This is a genomic window from Microbulbifer sp. TYP-18 (genome assembly GCF_040932045.1).
Lineage (GTDB): Bacteria > Pseudomonadota > Gammaproteobacteria > Pseudomonadales > Cellvibrionaceae > Microbulbifer.
On sequence record NZ_JBFRBC010000002.1, the window covers coordinates 473,060 to 488,465 of the forward strand.

Consider the following 15,406-nt stretch of genomic DNA (forward strand, 5'->3'; position numbering starts at 1 on the left):
CCGCAACTGAGTGCCCCGCCGGAATTACCGTATCGCAAATTATGTCGTTCACCCGCAAACAATTCCTGCACACACTGGTAGCTGGCGGCTGCGGCCTGGCACTGCCGCGAACAGCGCTGGCACAGGGTGCGGCGGAGCAGCGTTACGATTTCCACTTTACCCGATTGATGTACGAATCCGGCGACTGGGACGTGGACCAGCGCATGCCCTCCAACGTGCTCAATTCACTGGTGGAGTACACCAATCTGCGTGTCGATCCGGTGGAGCGTATAGTCCCGCTGGCCGACCCGGACATGCTGCTGGCCCCCTTCTGCTATCTGGCCGGACACAAGCTGGTGGAATTCAGTGCTGCTGAGGAGCGCAATTTCCGCGACTATGTCAATCGCGGTGGATTCGTCTTCGTGGACGATTGCAACCACGATATCGACGGCCTCTTCGCCAAGTCGTTTGAAGCGCAGATGGCAGCGCTGTTCGGCGAAGACAGCCTGCAAAAGCTACCGGACGACCACGAACTGTACAGCTGCTTTTTCCACTTCGACGAGCTGCCGGTCACCAGTTTCGAACTGAACGGCTGGGGTGACGACCTGGTACACGATTACCTGCGGGCGATTGTCATCAACGGCCGTATCGCCGTTCTGTACAGCAACAAGGACTTTGGATGCGAGTGGGATTACGACTTTCGCAACAAACGCTGGCTCGCCATCGACAACACAAAATTTGCAGTAAACATTGTTGTTTACGCCCTGACAACCTGAGGGCCCAATGGAAGCTACCCTGGAAAAATCCATCGAATTGAAACTGACCGCAGTTCAACGTCTGCGTACCGAGATCGGCAAAGTCATCGTCGGCCAGCAGGAGGTTGTGGATCAGCTGCTGATCTGTCTGTTGGCCCGGGGACACGCACTGCTGGAAGGGGTACCGGGGCTCGGGAAAACGCTGCTGGTGAAAACCCTGGCCGATGGCACCGAGTTGGCCTTCAAGCGGGTACAGTTCACCCCCGACCTGATGCCTGGTGATATTCTCGGTACAGAGATCCTGGAAGAGGATCACAGTACCGGCAAGCGCTTCTTCAAATTTCAGCGCGGGCCCATTTTCACCAATATCCTGCTGGCGGATGAAATCAACCGAACGCCGCCAAAAACCCAGGCGGCCCTGCTGGAATCCATGCAGGAGACCGCTGTGACCGTGGCCGGTGAGACCATGGACCTGCCCAAACCCTATTTTGTGCTGGCGACCCAAAACCCCATCGAACAGGCCGGCACCTATCCACTGCCCGAGGCGCAGCTGGATCGCTTTCTTCTGAATATCCATATCGACTACCCCCAGGAGGCGGAGGAGATAGCGATACTGCGCGCAACCACCGGTAGTGATGGGGAGCAGGCGCAGCCCTGCCTCGACCCCACCCAGCTGCAGGAAATGCAGCGGCTGGTACGGGATATCCACATCAGTGATGATCTCTACCATTACGTGGCCCGGCTGGTGCGCGCCACCCGCCCCGGCGCCGGCGGCAATTCACAGCTGGAAGCCTGGATAAAGTGGGGGGCCGGGCCGCGCGCCGGCCAGGCCCTGCTGCTGGCGGCCAAGGCGCGGGCGTTTTTGCGCCGGCGACTGGCGGTGACCAGAGCGGATATCCGTGCCCTGCTGCTGCCGGTACTCCGCCACCGCGTACTGCTCAGCTTTCACGCCCAGGCCGAAGGGGTCGGAATGGAGCAGGTTCTTCAAGAGCTGCAGAAGGCCTGCCCGGAACCCGGCCGGGACTGATATTGTGACTCTGGTGGATCCACTGACGCTGGCCGGCACCCGCGACCTGCTCTGGCTGTCGCGCCACATTGCCGAAGGCATGATGCTGGGCATGCAGCGCAGCCAGCGCCGCGGCGCCGGCCTGGAATTTCAGCAGTATCGCAGTTACCAGCCCGGCGATCCCATCCGGCACATCGACTGGAAACTATTTGCCCGCTCCGACCGCTATTTTGTACGCGAGGCGGAGCAGGAGAGCCAGATGCATGTGTGCTTCGTGCTCGACACCACTGCCTCCATGGCCCAGCCCAGCTTCAGCGTGCCCACACTGACCAAACTTCAATACGCGAAATGCTGGATCGCCACCCTGTGCTGGCTGCTCAATGCCCAGGGGGACCGCTACTCCCTCCTTGCACTCAGCGACAGTGGAATACATCTGCTACCGGAGGGCCAGGGCGAGGCCCATCACCAGCGCCTGACCCTGCAGCTGGATCAACTGACCGCAGCGGGACACTGGCCGGACGACACCCAGTTGCGCCCCCTCTGGAGCCGTTTCGAGCAGCCCTGCCAGGCAGTGCTGGTGAGCGATTTTTTTGAGCGGCGCGAGGAAATCAGCCGCTTTGCCGCGCGCCTGCACGGCGCCGGCCGCCCCTGCCTGCCGTTGCAACTGCTGGTGGAGGCCGAAAAAACTTTTCCCTTCAACGGTGCGTTGTTGCTGCGCAATCCGGAAGAAGCGGGGGCGATCGAACTGGATGCAAAGTCCCAGCGAAACGCATATCTGCGCGCATTCGCCGCTGCGCAAAAAAATCTGAGCGCCCGTTTCGCTTCCTGGGAGTATCCGCTCAGCAGTGTGACCATCGAACACCCCCTGGAACAGACACTGCGCCAGTTCATCGCAACCCACGGGCAGGACACCTAAAATGCAGTGGCTGACCCCGCAATGGCTCTGGTTGCTGTCTCTGCTGGCGGTACCGGTAGCGGTGCACCTGTTGCGCCGTCGGGCGCGCCGGGAAATTACTTTTGCCGCCGCCCACTGGCTCGAGCAAAAATCCAGCCGCAGCCTGCGCCGATTGCTGTTGCGGGAACCCTGGCTGCTGTTGTTGCGACTCGCAGCGCTGACCTCACTGGTGCTGCTGGCAGCCGCGCCGCAACTGCAGCAACAGGTTGCCGCACCGCCCTCCACCCTGCTGGTGGATCCGCGAATCAGCCAACAGGCACTGCAGCAGTTTCTGCAGCAGTCGGAGGCCCCGGAGCGGATCGAATGGCTGCACACAGTGCCGCGCCCAATCGCAGACGAGCGCCCACCGGCGGAGAACCTCTGGCACAGTTTGTCCGCGTTGGCCTACAGCCCCCGCTACCGCTACGCCACCATCCTGCTGGCACAAGCGGACAATCCCACTGGCTTTACCGCGCTGCGCAGCAGCCCGCACTGGCAGTGGCGTGTTGCCGGTGCCGAATCGGATGCAGAGGTTTTTACCCCACCCCGCATAGGGCTGATCGGCGAAGCCCCCGCTTGGTTAGAGCCGGTGATCGACCAGTTGGCTGCAACCACGGCAACAGGCCTGTCACTGCGCAAGCTTGTGGGGATCGAGGCACTTGCGGATACCGGTACCGACTGGCTGATCTACAACCTCCCCGGCCCCCTGCCCGAAGAGGTCCGCAGATTTATCGGTACGGGCGGCCTACTGATCACCGACACCCGCGTCAGTGACGACTCCCGGCTGGCCTTCCAGATCCTGTCCACAGCGGAGCGAATGGAAGCCGCACCCTATGGCCGCGGCAGCTGGCTGCGCTACCGGGGCGACTGGCATTCAGGGGAGTTTTTCACTGACTACGCCCTGCCGGAAAAACTCTGGAGAGCCTGGTATCAACAGGACTGGCAGCTACAACACAGCGGTATCGGCACCTGGTCCGTTGCCTCGCCACCATCCATTGTGGTGGACGACGAAGAAATCTCTCCATGGGTCTGGCAGGGCTACCAGCGCCAGCTGCTGATGCTCTTTGTCGCACTGCTGGCGCTGGAGCGTGTGCTGGTGCTGAGCAGAGGGCGGGGACCCCGGCATAGGGAGGTGGCGGATAGCGATGGATGAAACCAAATCCCCGTTACTCTGGGTAAGGCGTAACTGGGTCCTTCAAAGCCTCCTGCCCTACGCCTGGCTGGCGGCCGGCGCCAGCGCTGTTTCCCTGCTCGGAAGCGCACTGCTGGGATGGCCCGGTTGGGTCCTGTTGGCTATGCCTGGTTTTGCTCTGCTGGGACTGCTACTCGATCCGCACTGGCGGCCAGGGTACCAGGACCTGGCATGTCGATTGGATTGCAGTTTCCCGCAACTGCACGACAGCACGGCTCTGTTGTCGCATCCTGCACAGGAACTAGCCCCGCTTGCACGGCTCCAGCGGCAGCGGGTGGAGCGCGCCCTGAACAGCCTGATTGCTGCCGGGCAGCTGCGTCGTTTCCATGCCCCGCCGCTGCGCAGTGCCATCAGCAGCTCTGCCGGTGCCTGCATGGGCCTACTGCTCTATGTCGCCACCGATGGCTTTAACCTTTCCCAGGCCCCCCTGACGGATACCTTCTCAGGGATTCCGGCAGGACCGGCGTCTGCTGTGACTCTGCACAGTGCCGACACACTGGTACAGCCACCCCGTTACACAGGCCTGCCGAAAACGCCTCAGACCTTGCAGGTGACCGCGCCGGAGAATTCCACCGTAACCTGGCAGGTCACCCTGACCGGGCCGGTGACCGGCCTCACCATGCGCACTTCCAACGCAGAGTTCGAATTTACCCCCGGCGGTCCCCCGCCCAGCGATCACTGGTCACTGTCGCGCCGGGTCGACAAAGCGGATTTTTACCAATTGTCCGCCAGTATTGACGAGGGCCAGGTTCTCTATCCGCCAATTTACACCATCGACGTGGTCCCGGACCGGGCACCGGAATTTGAGTTCCACCTGCCCAGGGACACAGTTACTGTGATGTCAGGCGGGGATAGCGCCCAACCCCGGTATTTTCCCGTCGATGTCACCGTCAGTGATGACTTTCAGGTGGAGAGGGCCAGCCTGGTTATGACCCTTGCCAGTGGCAGCGGAGAAAATATCCGCTTCCGCGACCAATCCGTTGAGCTCAAACCGGCGGCAACCGATGACCATAGCAAGAGGTTCACCTTTGAACTGCCGCTGGAAAGCTACGCCATCGAACCCGGCGACGAAATCTACTGGTTTCTGCAAGCGCAGGACAACCGCCAGCCGGAGGCCAATATCACCAAAAGCCAGCGCTTTATTCTGCGCTGGCCCCATGAGGAGATTTTTGGCCTGAGCGACGCCGAGGGCATGGCCGTCAAAGTACTGCCGGAGTACTTCCGCAGCCAACGCCAATTGATTATCGACACCGAAGCACTTCTGGCCGAGCGGGAGCAGATTACCCCAATGGAGTTCCGCACCCGCTCCGAAACACTGGCTTTCGAACAAAACCTGTTGCGCATGCGCTACGGTCGTTTTCTCGGCGAGGAGGACGCGGACATCGGCCACCAGTCCGAAGAGGGGGATGATACGAACTCCCATGACCAACACGAAGAACACCACGGTGAAGGCGAACACGCCGAGACATCTTCAGGGCATAAATTCGGTGTCGACGACGGTATCGCCGCATCGGTCGGTCACCAACACGATCATACCGAACACGCCACCCTGTTCGACCCCGCCACCAAAAGCCTGCTGCGGTCGGCGCTCAATGCCATGTGGAGCGCCTGGCGCGAGCTGGCGGTCATCGAACCGGCCGCCTCCCTGCCGCACCAGCACAGCGCCCTGCGTTACATCAAGGAAGTCCAGCAGGCATCGCGCATTTACCTGCAGCGTGTGGGTTTTGAACCGCCGCCAATCGACGAGTCCCGACGCCTGAGCGGAGAGCGCGGTGAGATTCGCCCAGCGCCGGTAGCGGCGCAACAGGAAAATACAGACGAGCAGCAGCTGCAGTCGCTGTTGCAGGCCGCGCTCGGCAGCGAAAATTTCTCCGATGATGTCCTCGCCCAGCTGCAGGCACTGCCACAAGTGCAGCAGCAGCCGGAATTGGCATTGGAACTCGCCAAGACCTGGCGACTGTATCGGCAGGATCAACGCTGCGAAGACTGCCGACGGCAGTTGGCGGCTTTCTTATACGGGTTGCTGCCCGCCCCGGAGCCAGTCCCAGCACTGCCGCGCACCCGGCGCGAAGCGGGGGTATTTGCCGACTGGCTGACACATCCCAACAAGGACAGCGGCCGATGACGACTTGGTTTACCCTGTTGTGCGGCGGCGCCTGCGTTGTTTCCGCGCTATTGATCGTGCGTCAGCAACTGCCGCTCCACCTGCGGCTTTTCGCGCTCGGCTTGCAGTTCGGCATCTGGGCCACAGTCTGGTCTTTATACGAACCCCCTGAAATACTACCCGGGCCCGCTACCGGTATTCTGCATACACCCCTGGCCACCCCGGCGGCAAACCATCCAATAGCGCCGGAAGCCGGAAAGATACCGTATCCAATTGGCACCCTGCAGTCGCTCTCTATAACCGGCGACGGCCTGACCCGGGAAGCCCTGGGTAGTTTGCCCCCGGTGCGACTGCGGCCCGACCGGGAGAGATCCGCACCCAGGTGGCAACTGCACTGGCCACACCAGCTGACGCTGGGTGACCGGCTGGAAGTACAAATCAGCCCGCAAGGGACCGCCCCGGAGCAACTGACTCTGTCACTTTTGGACCCCTTCGGGGCCCAGGTGGATACCGCCAAGCTGGGCCCTGGGCCATTGCGCGGAGGGTCCGTCCAGCTGACCGATACCCCCAAGCTGCCCGGTCGCTGGCTGTATAAATTGCGCATCCAGCAGGGCGGCGATCAGCGTGAGGAGCCGGTGCCGGTGGTCGTGGACAGCGGCGCGACGCCCCGTGTTCTTTTGTGGCTGAGCCGGGCCTCTTTTGAAACCGCGGCCCTGTCCCGCTGGCTGCGTCAGTCGGGCACCGAGGCCCAGCTAATCACCCAGCTGGCCCCGGGAGTCCTCAGGCGCGTGTCTATCAATACCCAAAGGGAATTCCCGCAACAGCCGCTGCAATCCGCCCCCCCGTTTGATCTGCTTATTCTGGACAGCCAGCTGTGGCCACAGCTTTCGGATACGCAAAAGCAGCATCTGCAAGACTTCGCAACCAGGAAATCCGTGCTGTGGCTGGTTGACAGGAATGCCCCGGACAGTTTCCTCAACTACATGGGCAAAGCGGGTATGCCCTTGCACCGGGGCCAGCCGCAGGATCTCGCCGGTGCGCTGGCAGCACCGGATGAGATCCCCACGCTCACCCTAACCGGTCTGCAACCGGAAGAGCCTCGCACTAGTGATCTACTACTTGGGTCAACTGCGGAAAATCCCATTTACTGGGGCAGGTCGACACCCTCCGGTTCAGTGGGTTTGGTGCTGTTTGAAAACAGCTATCGCTGGATCACTGCCGGCTTTACGGCGGAATTTGCCCGGCTGTGGACCGATATCCTTCGCCATCAGCTGGCCTTCGCCGGCAAGCAGCCACCGGTGGTGATAAAGAGTCCGCTGCCGAAAATGGAACAGCGTGTGACTCTGTGCAGTCCCGATTTTACCGCGGCACCCACAGTGACCGCCGAATCGGACGGCGACCCGCTGGTGGCAGTATCCGTGCAGGCGGAGGAGCCGGGACACTGTCTCGCCTACTGGCCCAGGGGCGCGGGCTGGCACCACCTCAAAGGGACAGAGTCCGATTTTTCCTTCTACGTCTTTGCCCCGGGGGACTGGCCCTGGTGGCAGCGCGACCTGGCTGTAAGCGAGACCGCGCAGATGGCTACCGCGCGGTTGGGTGCTGGGTCAGAAACAAATAGCGACCTCATCCCGATACCACGGCAGTGGATCGCGGCCCTATTGATGGCTCTGCTGTTACTCAGCTGGTGGCGGGAGCGGGCTTTGCTGCGCTGATGTGGTACAAGAATGTGCCACCACCTGGTGGAAGTTTGCGCAAGGTATTGAAAACAAGGGATTTCGCGTAATCGTATAGGGTTTCAAGGCCCACAATTCACTCGATGGGGGATCATCCATTGAATTGCCAGGTTAATAGCAGCCCTGATCTACAAACACCAGCGCATTGGTAGCATAACCGAGGGATCTGGCCTGAGTGACCAGCTGTTGTAGTACCGGCTCTGGCATGCACGGCTCCCGCGATAGTATCCATAAATAGGATCTGTTGTAGCCGGTCACCAGGGCGTGGCGGTAGTGTCTGTCCAGTGCAATGATGACATAGGATGAATAAAAGGGCCCAAAAAAAGACACTTCCAGATGGCCGGTGGTCTTCTCTGCGGCAAACCTTGCCCGACCGGTGGCTCGCTTCCATTTTTGTTGTGCCGCGGAATAACCACTGTTGAGCACCCGTACAGTCCCATCCTCATTCAGACTGTAGTCCGCGGTTACCCGGCTGAGCCCCCGCTCAAAGGAGTGGTCGAGTCGCGCAATTTCGTACCATTTCCCCAGATACCGACGCAACTCGAAATTTTCCACCGGCTGGATATTTTCCGGTACGCCGGTACAGGCGACCAGGCACATGGCCGCCAGCAGGGATAGGGGGGTGCGGCAAAGCCGCACTGCAGATAACCAAATAGTCCGCTCCATCGCCCAGCCTCCGTGCTCGGGCAAGGTTCACTGCCGCCTACTTCTCCACAAAGGCGCGCTCGATCACATATTCGTGCGGCACCCCGGCACGGGTTTCCCGAAAACCCCACTTGTCCAGAATTGCGGTCAGATCCTTGAGCATAGCCGGGCTGCCGCAAAGCATGAAGCGGTCCTCCTCCACATTGGGTTGCGGCAGATCCAGGTCGGCAAACATTTTTCCGCTCAGCATCAAGTCAGTCAGGCGCCCGTTGTTGCGGTAGGGCTCGCGGGTTACGGTGGGGTAGTAGAGCAGTTGCTCCCGCACCATCTGCCCGAAATACTCGTGCTCCGGCAACTCGGTTTCAATCTGATTCTGGTAGGCCAATTCGGACACATAGCGTACCCCGTGGGTCAGAATCACCTGATCGAAGCGCTCGTATACGCCGGGATCCTTGATGATGCTGAGGAATGGCGCCAGCCCAGTTCCAGTGGACAGCAACCAGAGGCGCTTGCCCGGCAGCAGGTGGTCCGCCACCAGGGTACCGGTGGGCTTGCGGCTGACCAGAATCTCGTCCCCCGGCTTGATCTGCTGCAACTGTGAGGTGAGGGGGCCATTCGGCACCTTGATGCTGAAAAACTCCAACTCGTCCTCATAATTGGCACTGGCGATGGAGTAGGCGCGCAGCAGCGGGCGGCCGTTGTCCCGCTGCAGGCCTATCATGGTGAAATGACCGTTTTCGAACCGGAATCCCGGGTCGCGACTGGTCTTGAAGCTAAATAAAGTGTCATTCCAGTGGTGTACTTCCAACACTTTCTCTATATTCAAATTAGACATAACCTTAAAACCAGTTATTCCTTAATACTCTTAATAGTGGAATTTTAGCCCTGGCTTATCTATAGGCAAAATGGGATATTTCAATAGTTGTTATCGATTTATTTGATAATAGGAATCAAGCTTTGCGCTACTCCCTGCGCCAACTGGAAGTGTTCATAGCCTGCGCTCACCATGAAAATGTGAGTCGTGCGGCCGCCAGCCTGAACATGTCCCAATCCGCGGCATCCACTGCCTTGCAGGAGTTTGAACGACAGTTCGATCTGCGGCTGTTCGAGCGCGCCGGCAAGCGCCTGCGGCTCAACGAGCTGGGGCGCCAACTGTGGCCCCGGGCGGAAGAACTGCTGGAGCGGGCCCGGGCGCTGGAGCAGACCCTCGCAACACACCGCGATCTCGGCCGGCTCAAGATCGGCGCCACCCTGACCATCGGTAACTACCTGGCCGCCGGCATCATGGCCCGCTATATGGAGGAACAACCCGGCACACGGGTGGAGCTGGAAGTCGCCAACACCGCGGCTATTGCCGAACGGGTACTCAATTTCGAACTGGACCTAGGATTGATCGAAGGGGAGGTCAACCACCCGGACCTGGAAATGCTCCCCTGGCGCAGCGACGAGCTGGTGGTGTTCTGCGCACCGAAACACCCCCTCGCAGGACGCGGGCAAGTGGGCGACCGGGAACTCTGCGCGGCCACCTGGATACTGCGCGAGACCGGTTCCGGCACCCGACAGACATTTGAGCGCGCCATGGCCGGCCTGCTGCCGCGATTGCATATCCGCCTGGAATTACAGCACACCGAGGCAATCAAACGCGCGGTGGAAGCCGGATTGGGAATCAGTTGCCTGTCGCGGGTGTCGCTGGTGGATGCATTGAGACGCGGCTCTCTGGTGGAGTTACCGGTACCACAGCGCAACTTTCGCAGGGAATTTCACTTTGCTCTGCACCGGCAGAAATATCGCAGCGCCGGTATCGAACGCTGGATGGAGCTGTGCCGGGCAAACTCTTGAAGACATCGCAGTTGCGACCGGTAACTTTTGACCAAGGCTGACACCGGACAGAATTCAGTTTCAATTCCACAGGTTTGCTACAACACCGTGGATCTATACCTGGAAAAACCCCTGGTCAGATTCTTAGATGACCAAAGGCCCTGGCTATAGCTCGCCTGACTTCCTCATAGGCGCGATCTGCGCAGAAACTGCCATGGGCAGCCATCAAGTGGCAAAAGGGTAACGCCAGAAGCCGCTCGAAATCCTGATACAGACGCTGGGGGCAGCCGACCGGAGCCATGCGCATGCACCAGCCGGGGGCAATCTGCATACGGCGGCGAAAACCCGACAGTCGCAGTAGGTTGCGGCCGCACCAGCTACAGCCGTACCAGTTCCGCCAGTATTGCAATGCATCGCAGGTCAGCAACAGACCGCCGTGATCCGGCACAAGGAGGACAGCCTCGGGGTATCGGCCATGGCTGAATTCCACAAAACGGCCACCCGGTACAGGGCAATCACCACCCTCGCGCAGAAGGCGGTCAGCGGGCGGCGCCGGATAGCGGTCGGAGTGCGCCTGGCACCAAAAGGTGAGATTGAAGCGATCGCGGTAATAAAGGTCATCGCAGCCGTGATAGTAGCCGAGCCGGATCGCGTGGCGAACCTGACCCAGGTCCGCGAGTTTTTCCTCCTGGGGCGATCTCAGCCGCACCGGATTGACCAGAATCAGTTCCCGGCCGCAGCGGACAATGCCCATATTGCGGTTGATCAGCGTGGCGGGAGCCAGTTTGGTGGTGCCCGGGACACAGAAAAAGTCCGGCAGCAGCCGACGGATTTCACCGTGCGGTTGCGGCGGAGGATAATCGATCTGCATAGCCTTGCCGCATTACCTGGCACCTGCATCAGCTGTACTGCGCCCGGTTGCCGACACCGCGCGGAATCCGTAGCCTCTCACCGGCCCTGTGCTGGGGAACCAACACAGGGTGACGGCACAACGCCGCGATCACCTTGCTATCGCGGAGTAAATTTCCCACCGGAACTGCTGTATTCATCAATTGATCCGCCAATACCGTTGGTCGACGGGCCCATACGGAGATAGGTACTCAACCCCCCGCCGCAGTTCGACATCCTCTACCGGGACCCATCAAGTGCTTCATTTCCCGCCTCTGCCGCCTGATCCCCCTCCGCCTCTTTGTCCCACCTCTGCAACGCTGTGTCTATGTCGCGTTCCAGGGGCAGGCTGGGGAATTCTGGACAGGGGGCATCCTTGTCCGGGTTGTGCCAGGCAGATAGTGGTGCGACGAACACCACGAGGGATTTGTGCAGGTTGTTCTGTCCGATGCTGGCTTCAGTCCAGGTGGTTTGCCAGGCGTATTTACCGCGTACTGCGTAATCGCTTTCGTAGGATTTCAGGGTGAGAAAATAAGGGTAGACGCGGCCACCGCGACAGACGATTCGGCGCTCGGTCCTGATATTCGCCATTTGGGTGAACGGCTCGTAATACCAGTGAATATCGTAACCATAGGCAAAGCGCATTTTTCCCTTGTGCTCGACAAACGCGTAGGAGCGCCCCGTGCCGTCGGCATTGAGACTCCAGACGTGACGCGCTTCGCCATCCCGGGAAATCAGCCAGGAGCCCACCCATTGGGCGGCCTCAAAACGCGATTCGGTCCGCCAGTCCTCGTCTCCAGCTTCGGCCACTACACTGATCGGAAGCAGTGATACCAGCAGGATAACAATAAGGCGAGGCTGTATCACAGCGGGACTCCAACTGTGCGTGGCTCGTCCCTGAGGTCGTAGGTGTTTTGCAGGCTTCACCGGTTAGGTGGCCAGATTCGGGCATTCTCCGCCGGCTCTGGGGGTACTCCACTTGTGCAGACGGCGCTGGAAACTCAATATGCTGCCATTGGCCTGCAACCAGTTGCGGCCGTCTACAATGGCGAATTTTAAGGTCGCGGCGCTCCAGCCGGTAAACGCCACGGCGACCACTCCGTCGCTGCAGCGCACCGAGGCACCGGTGCGGACACTGACCCGGTCGCCATCGAGCCGCCAGTTGATAGCGAACCCGTGTGACAATTTACCGTTGGGGAGAAAGCCGTAGGCAAAACCCGAGCCATCCTCATTCAACTGCCACACCAGCTGCTGATCTCTCTCGCTCACCACCAACCAGTTGCCGGCCCAGCTGCGCTGGTCGGGCTGCTGGGCCGCCGCCGCCAATGGCAGCAATAGAAACAGCACCAGTATGGCGAGGTACACCCGCAACAAAGTCAGCAGCACCGATCTTGGCACCGGGCCGCGGACGAGGATGTTGTCTGGCAGTGGCGCCTGGTGATCCGGGGGGAGAATGACCTTGGGGGTGGACGGGCAACGCAAAAACTTCATGCGCGACTCCGCTACTGCTACTACAAGTAGACGTTTGCGACTGGCAGCATCAGTGCCTGTGGCGCTGCCGGTTTTCCTGTCCGCCCGGGCCGGTTGATGCCAGCTACCGGACGGCATGAAAAATCGCAAATACGCGGTTTTTCACGTCCCATGTAGTTAAAGGCTAGTCGCTAAATCACACCTTGGCAGAGAAAGCGTTAAATAATTTATTTTGCCGCCATTGGCGCTATTTTATGCGGGCATTGGAATAGTTCTTGTCGGCGCGCCAGATCCGGTACTTCAAATCAAACCCCGGTGGCAGGAACACTACCAGCGGTGTGCCGCTGGCGTAAGGCAGCATCAGGTTTTCCCCGCGTACGCGCACAAACCGGCGCCTTTTCGCGGTTTCTGGGCAGGCTTTGCGGTTAGACTTGGCCGGCTCCAGATCGGACAGGACAAAGTAAGGGTAGCCCCAGCCCACCAGCACCTCGCGCCGGAGTTTTGCCTGGTAGCTGCGGGGATTGCAGTCGACCTGCTCGACCCTGCCCGGCATCAACTCGACCATAAACCGGCTTTCATCCACCACTTTGGGTAGGGTGACCACATGGCGCCGCTTTTCTTCTACAGTGGAGGGAAAGACATTCAGGTCCACCGCCCGGACACCTGTGGAAAGGCCAACCAGCAGACAGAACAGCACAAATCGAAACACCATGGCAAACTCCGCTAGGGTCGTTTTCGCTGGATACTGTTTTCAGTCTAAACCCTGCTGCGACGACGCAGCGCCCACCACAGTAACAGCCCCAGCGAGAGTGCACCGAAAAACAGTAACGCAGCAAGCCAATAACCCGGGGGTTGTGGTGCCACCACCTGTAGCCGGGTTTGTGCGCGTCCCAGAGTTTCCCGCAGCTGTTTAAACGCGGCGATCACTTCTGCACTGGGGGCATCGTCGAGGATCAGCTCCCTCAGCACCTGCCAACCAGACTCCAACTGGTTTGCGAGGGGCGGGTCCCGTTGCGTCAGGGTTGCGCGCAGGGGCAGGTAATCCTGGCGGTAGGCCAGTATCAATCGGCGGTAGGCGGTAACGGAGTCGCCGGCCCTATAGGTGGTTTCCGCCACCTGTAGCAGGCCTTCCGCCCGTGCCAGGGGATGCTGTAGGGCACTTGCCTGGCGCGGGTGACCGCGCCACCACAGCAGCGCTGAAGCCACTTCGTCCGGGAGTTCCACCGGGCGCACTGTGGCAAGACCCGGCAGTCCAGTCAGATTGGGGTAACGCCGGGCCATCTCCACTGGCGGCGAGGGTATATCCGCCACCGCCAGGTTTGCCACCGCCACCGCCAGTGCCCAGCGTTGGCGGCTGTCCAATCCATTACCAGCGGCAATGGCGGCATGGCTGGGAGTGACGGAAGGGTCGAGCTTATTGTAGAGATCGTAGAGACTGAAACTCCCCATGCGTGCCAGGTCGTTCAGAGGTGGTGCGGCTCCGCTTCCACGCCCCGCCTCACCGTGGCAACTGGCGCAATAAGTAGCGTACATAGGGGCGGCTTCGGCCGCCGCCGGCAGTGCTTCCACCGGTGAGCGGGGCAGCTGATAGAGTGACGCCAGGCGATCCGCAATGCCATTGGCCAGCCGGCGTACCTCTTCTCCCGGACGCATATTGGCCACCGCGATGTCCAGACTCAACAGACGGCTTTCCAGCGTGTCGCGACCGGGCCGGGCCGGCAGCCTGCGCACCAGTTCCAGAGCCCCGGCGATATCGCGCCGTTGCCGGCGGTAAAGTGCTTCGTCCACCACCCGGCCACCCTGCACCGCAGCGCCGTAGTCCACCGCGATATAGGAAAGCAAGTTGATGGCCTCCGCCGCCCGGGACTCCTGGCACTCCAGCGGGCCCGCCAGTAACAACAGGGCTAGGCACAAGCCGGGCAGCTCCAGAGCGGCAAGGCGGTGGTGCTGACACAGGAAACACCACTGTAAGCGGGTTGATTTCATGGGCAAGCTGTAGGGCCGGACTTCTCCTTCAGGTTAGCAAGTCCGGAGGAATGGCGGCAGAAACCAAAAAGCCCCGCTTGAGCGGGGCTTTTTGGTTTCAGATCGGTGAAAACTGTGTTTTAGCCGCGGTCGGCACGCTCTTTGGCGATCAGATAGTCGGCTACCTGCAGCATCAGTTCCTGACCATTGCTCTTGCCCTTAAAACCCGGCAGGGAAGTACTGATACGGTACTTGCCGGCGACAACCACTTCCGGCGTGCCGGCCAACTGGTAGGCGCGCTGGTTGGCCATGCCCTGCTTGACCCTGCTGTTTACGGAGAAGGAATTCATCAGCTTGGCGGCCTTGGCACCATCCGCGCCGTGGGAGTTGAACAGCTCCTCGATCGCCGCCAGGTCCGGATTCCAATCCCGGCCGTCGCGGGTTGCAAACATCTTGCGCTGATTGTTGATGGCGTTGAAGATAGGCTCGTGCATCTTGTCCAGCACCCCCATGGCGTCGGCCACATAGTACATGCGCGCATGTACTTCCATCACCGGCTGCCAGATCGCCGGGATCTTGGTCAGCTTGATGTCCGCGGGCATAGCTTTTATCCACTTGTTCAGGATCGGCTCAAAGTGGTAGCAGTGGCCACAGCCATACCAGAAGAGTTCGGTCACTTCGATCTTGCTGGTATCACGCTGGGGTACGGCCTGCGGCAGTACCTGGTAGTAGTCACCCACCTTGAACTCACCGCTGTCCTGAGCGCAGGCAACGAGACTGAACAAAAGCGTGGCTACTGCGGCTAGCACTCTCATAAAATTCTCCTATTTATTAGCACGGACCTGGGGGCTCCCCGGCATGTCAATAGACAGCGCCGATTATTGAAGTTCCCGCGTTACCAAGCAAGATGCAGACGG

At 60.3% G+C, this 15,406-nt stretch carries 16 protein-coding genes; 7 read left to right on the forward strand and 9 right to left on the reverse strand.

Annotated elements, in window-relative coordinates:
* Nucleotides 1-41: 41 nt before the first annotated feature.
* The 6 genes from ABVT36_RS04110 to ABVT36_RS04135 are packed head-to-tail and all read left to right on the forward strand — an operon-like array spanning nt 42 to nt 7,682.
* Nucleotides 42-755, forward strand: a complete 714-nt coding sequence (locus tag ABVT36_RS04110) for a DUF4159 domain-containing protein (protein WP_368455393.1) — start codon at nt 42-44, stop codon at nt 753-755.
* Between the two features lie 7 nt (nt 756-762).
* Nucleotides 763-1,761 (forward strand): AAA family ATPase, encoded by a 999-nt coding sequence (locus tag ABVT36_RS04115; protein ID WP_368455394.1) that lies wholly within the window; start codon nt 763-765, stop codon nt 1,759-1,761.
* Between the two features lie 4 nt (nt 1,762-1,765).
* Nucleotides 1,766-2,656, forward strand: a complete 891-nt coding sequence (locus tag ABVT36_RS04120; RefSeq protein ID WP_368455395.1) for a DUF58 domain-containing protein — start codon at nt 1,766-1,768, stop codon at nt 2,654-2,656.
* A gap of 1 nt (nt 2,657) precedes the next feature.
* Entirely contained in the window at nt 2,658-3,827 is a 1,170-nt protein-coding gene (locus tag ABVT36_RS04125) for a BatA domain-containing protein (protein WP_368455396.1), read from the forward strand.
* Nucleotides 3,820-5,991, forward strand: a complete 2,172-nt coding sequence (locus tag ABVT36_RS04130) for a hypothetical protein (protein WP_368455397.1) — start codon at nt 3,820-3,822, stop codon at nt 5,989-5,991. The genes ABVT36_RS04125 and ABVT36_RS04130 overlap by 8 nt, the downstream gene beginning before the upstream one ends.
* A complete protein-coding gene (locus ABVT36_RS04135) occupies nt 5,988-7,682 on the forward strand; it encodes a hypothetical protein (RefSeq protein ID WP_368455398.1) in 1,695 nt (564 codons plus the stop codon). The genes ABVT36_RS04130 and ABVT36_RS04135 overlap by 4 nt, the downstream gene beginning before the upstream one ends.
* A 132-nt stretch (nt 7,683-7,814) precedes the next feature.
* On the opposite strand, the gene ABVT36_RS04140 is transcribed toward ABVT36_RS04135, so the two are convergent.
* Nucleotides 7,815-8,369, reverse strand: coding sequence for a lipocalin family protein (locus ABVT36_RS04140; RefSeq protein ID WP_368455400.1), 555 nt, complete (start codon nt 8,367-8,369; stop codon nt 7,815-7,817).
* A 37-nt stretch (nt 8,370-8,406) separates the two neighbouring features.
* On the reverse strand, nt 8,407-9,183 hold the full coding sequence (locus tag ABVT36_RS04145; protein WP_367148880.1) for a ferredoxin--NADP reductase: 777 nt from the start codon (nt 9,181-9,183) through the stop codon (nt 8,407-8,409).
* A gap of 122 nt (nt 9,184-9,305) precedes the next feature.
* Here ABVT36_RS04145 and ABVT36_RS04150 point away from each other — a divergent pair, with 122 nt between their 5' ends.
* Entirely contained in the window at nt 9,306-10,187 is an 882-nt protein-coding gene (locus ABVT36_RS04150; protein WP_368455401.1) for a LysR family transcriptional regulator, read from the forward strand.
* A 115-nt stretch (nt 10,188-10,302) separates the two neighbouring features.
* Here the strand turns inward: ABVT36_RS04150 and ABVT36_RS04155 are convergent, their stop codons facing one another.
* From ABVT36_RS04155 to ABVT36_RS04185, 7 genes are all read right to left on the reverse strand, one after another.
* Complete coding sequence (locus ABVT36_RS04155) at nt 10,303-11,037, reverse strand: hypothetical protein (RefSeq protein WP_368455402.1); 735 nt, start codon at nt 11,035-11,037, stop codon at nt 10,303-10,305.
* 28 nt (nt 11,038-11,065) lie between these two features.
* Nucleotides 11,066-11,215: a hypothetical protein gene (locus tag ABVT36_RS04160; protein ID WP_368455403.1), complete on the reverse strand. Its 150-nt coding sequence runs from the start codon at nt 11,213-11,215 to the stop codon at nt 11,066-11,068.
* 79 nt (nt 11,216-11,294) lie between these two features.
* Entirely contained in the window at nt 11,295-11,921 is a 627-nt protein-coding gene (locus tag ABVT36_RS04165) for a hypothetical protein (protein ID WP_368455404.1), read from the reverse strand.
* A 63-nt stretch (nt 11,922-11,984) separates the two neighbouring features.
* The gene (locus tag ABVT36_RS04170) at nt 11,985-12,545 is read right to left on the reverse strand and encodes a hypothetical protein (protein ID WP_368455405.1); all 561 of its coding nucleotides are present in this window, start codon (nt 12,543-12,545) and stop codon (nt 11,985-11,987) included.
* 226 nt (nt 12,546-12,771) lie between these two features.
* Entirely contained in the window at nt 12,772-13,236 is a 465-nt protein-coding gene (locus ABVT36_RS04175; protein WP_368455406.1) for an ecotin family protein, read from the reverse strand.
* 44 nt (nt 13,237-13,280) lie between these two features.
* Nucleotides 13,281-14,510 carry a c-type cytochrome gene (locus tag ABVT36_RS04180; RefSeq protein WP_368455407.1) on the reverse strand — a complete coding sequence of 410 codons (1,230 nt, stop codon included), beginning with the start codon at nt 14,508-14,510 and terminating at the stop codon, nt 13,281-13,283.
* Nucleotides 14,511-14,629: 119 nt separating this feature from the next.
* Nucleotides 14,630-15,304: a thiol:disulfide interchange protein DsbA/DsbL gene (locus ABVT36_RS04185; protein ID WP_368455408.1), complete on the reverse strand. Its 675-nt coding sequence runs from the start codon at nt 15,302-15,304 to the stop codon at nt 14,630-14,632.
* Nucleotides 15,305-15,406 lie beyond the last annotated feature (102 nt).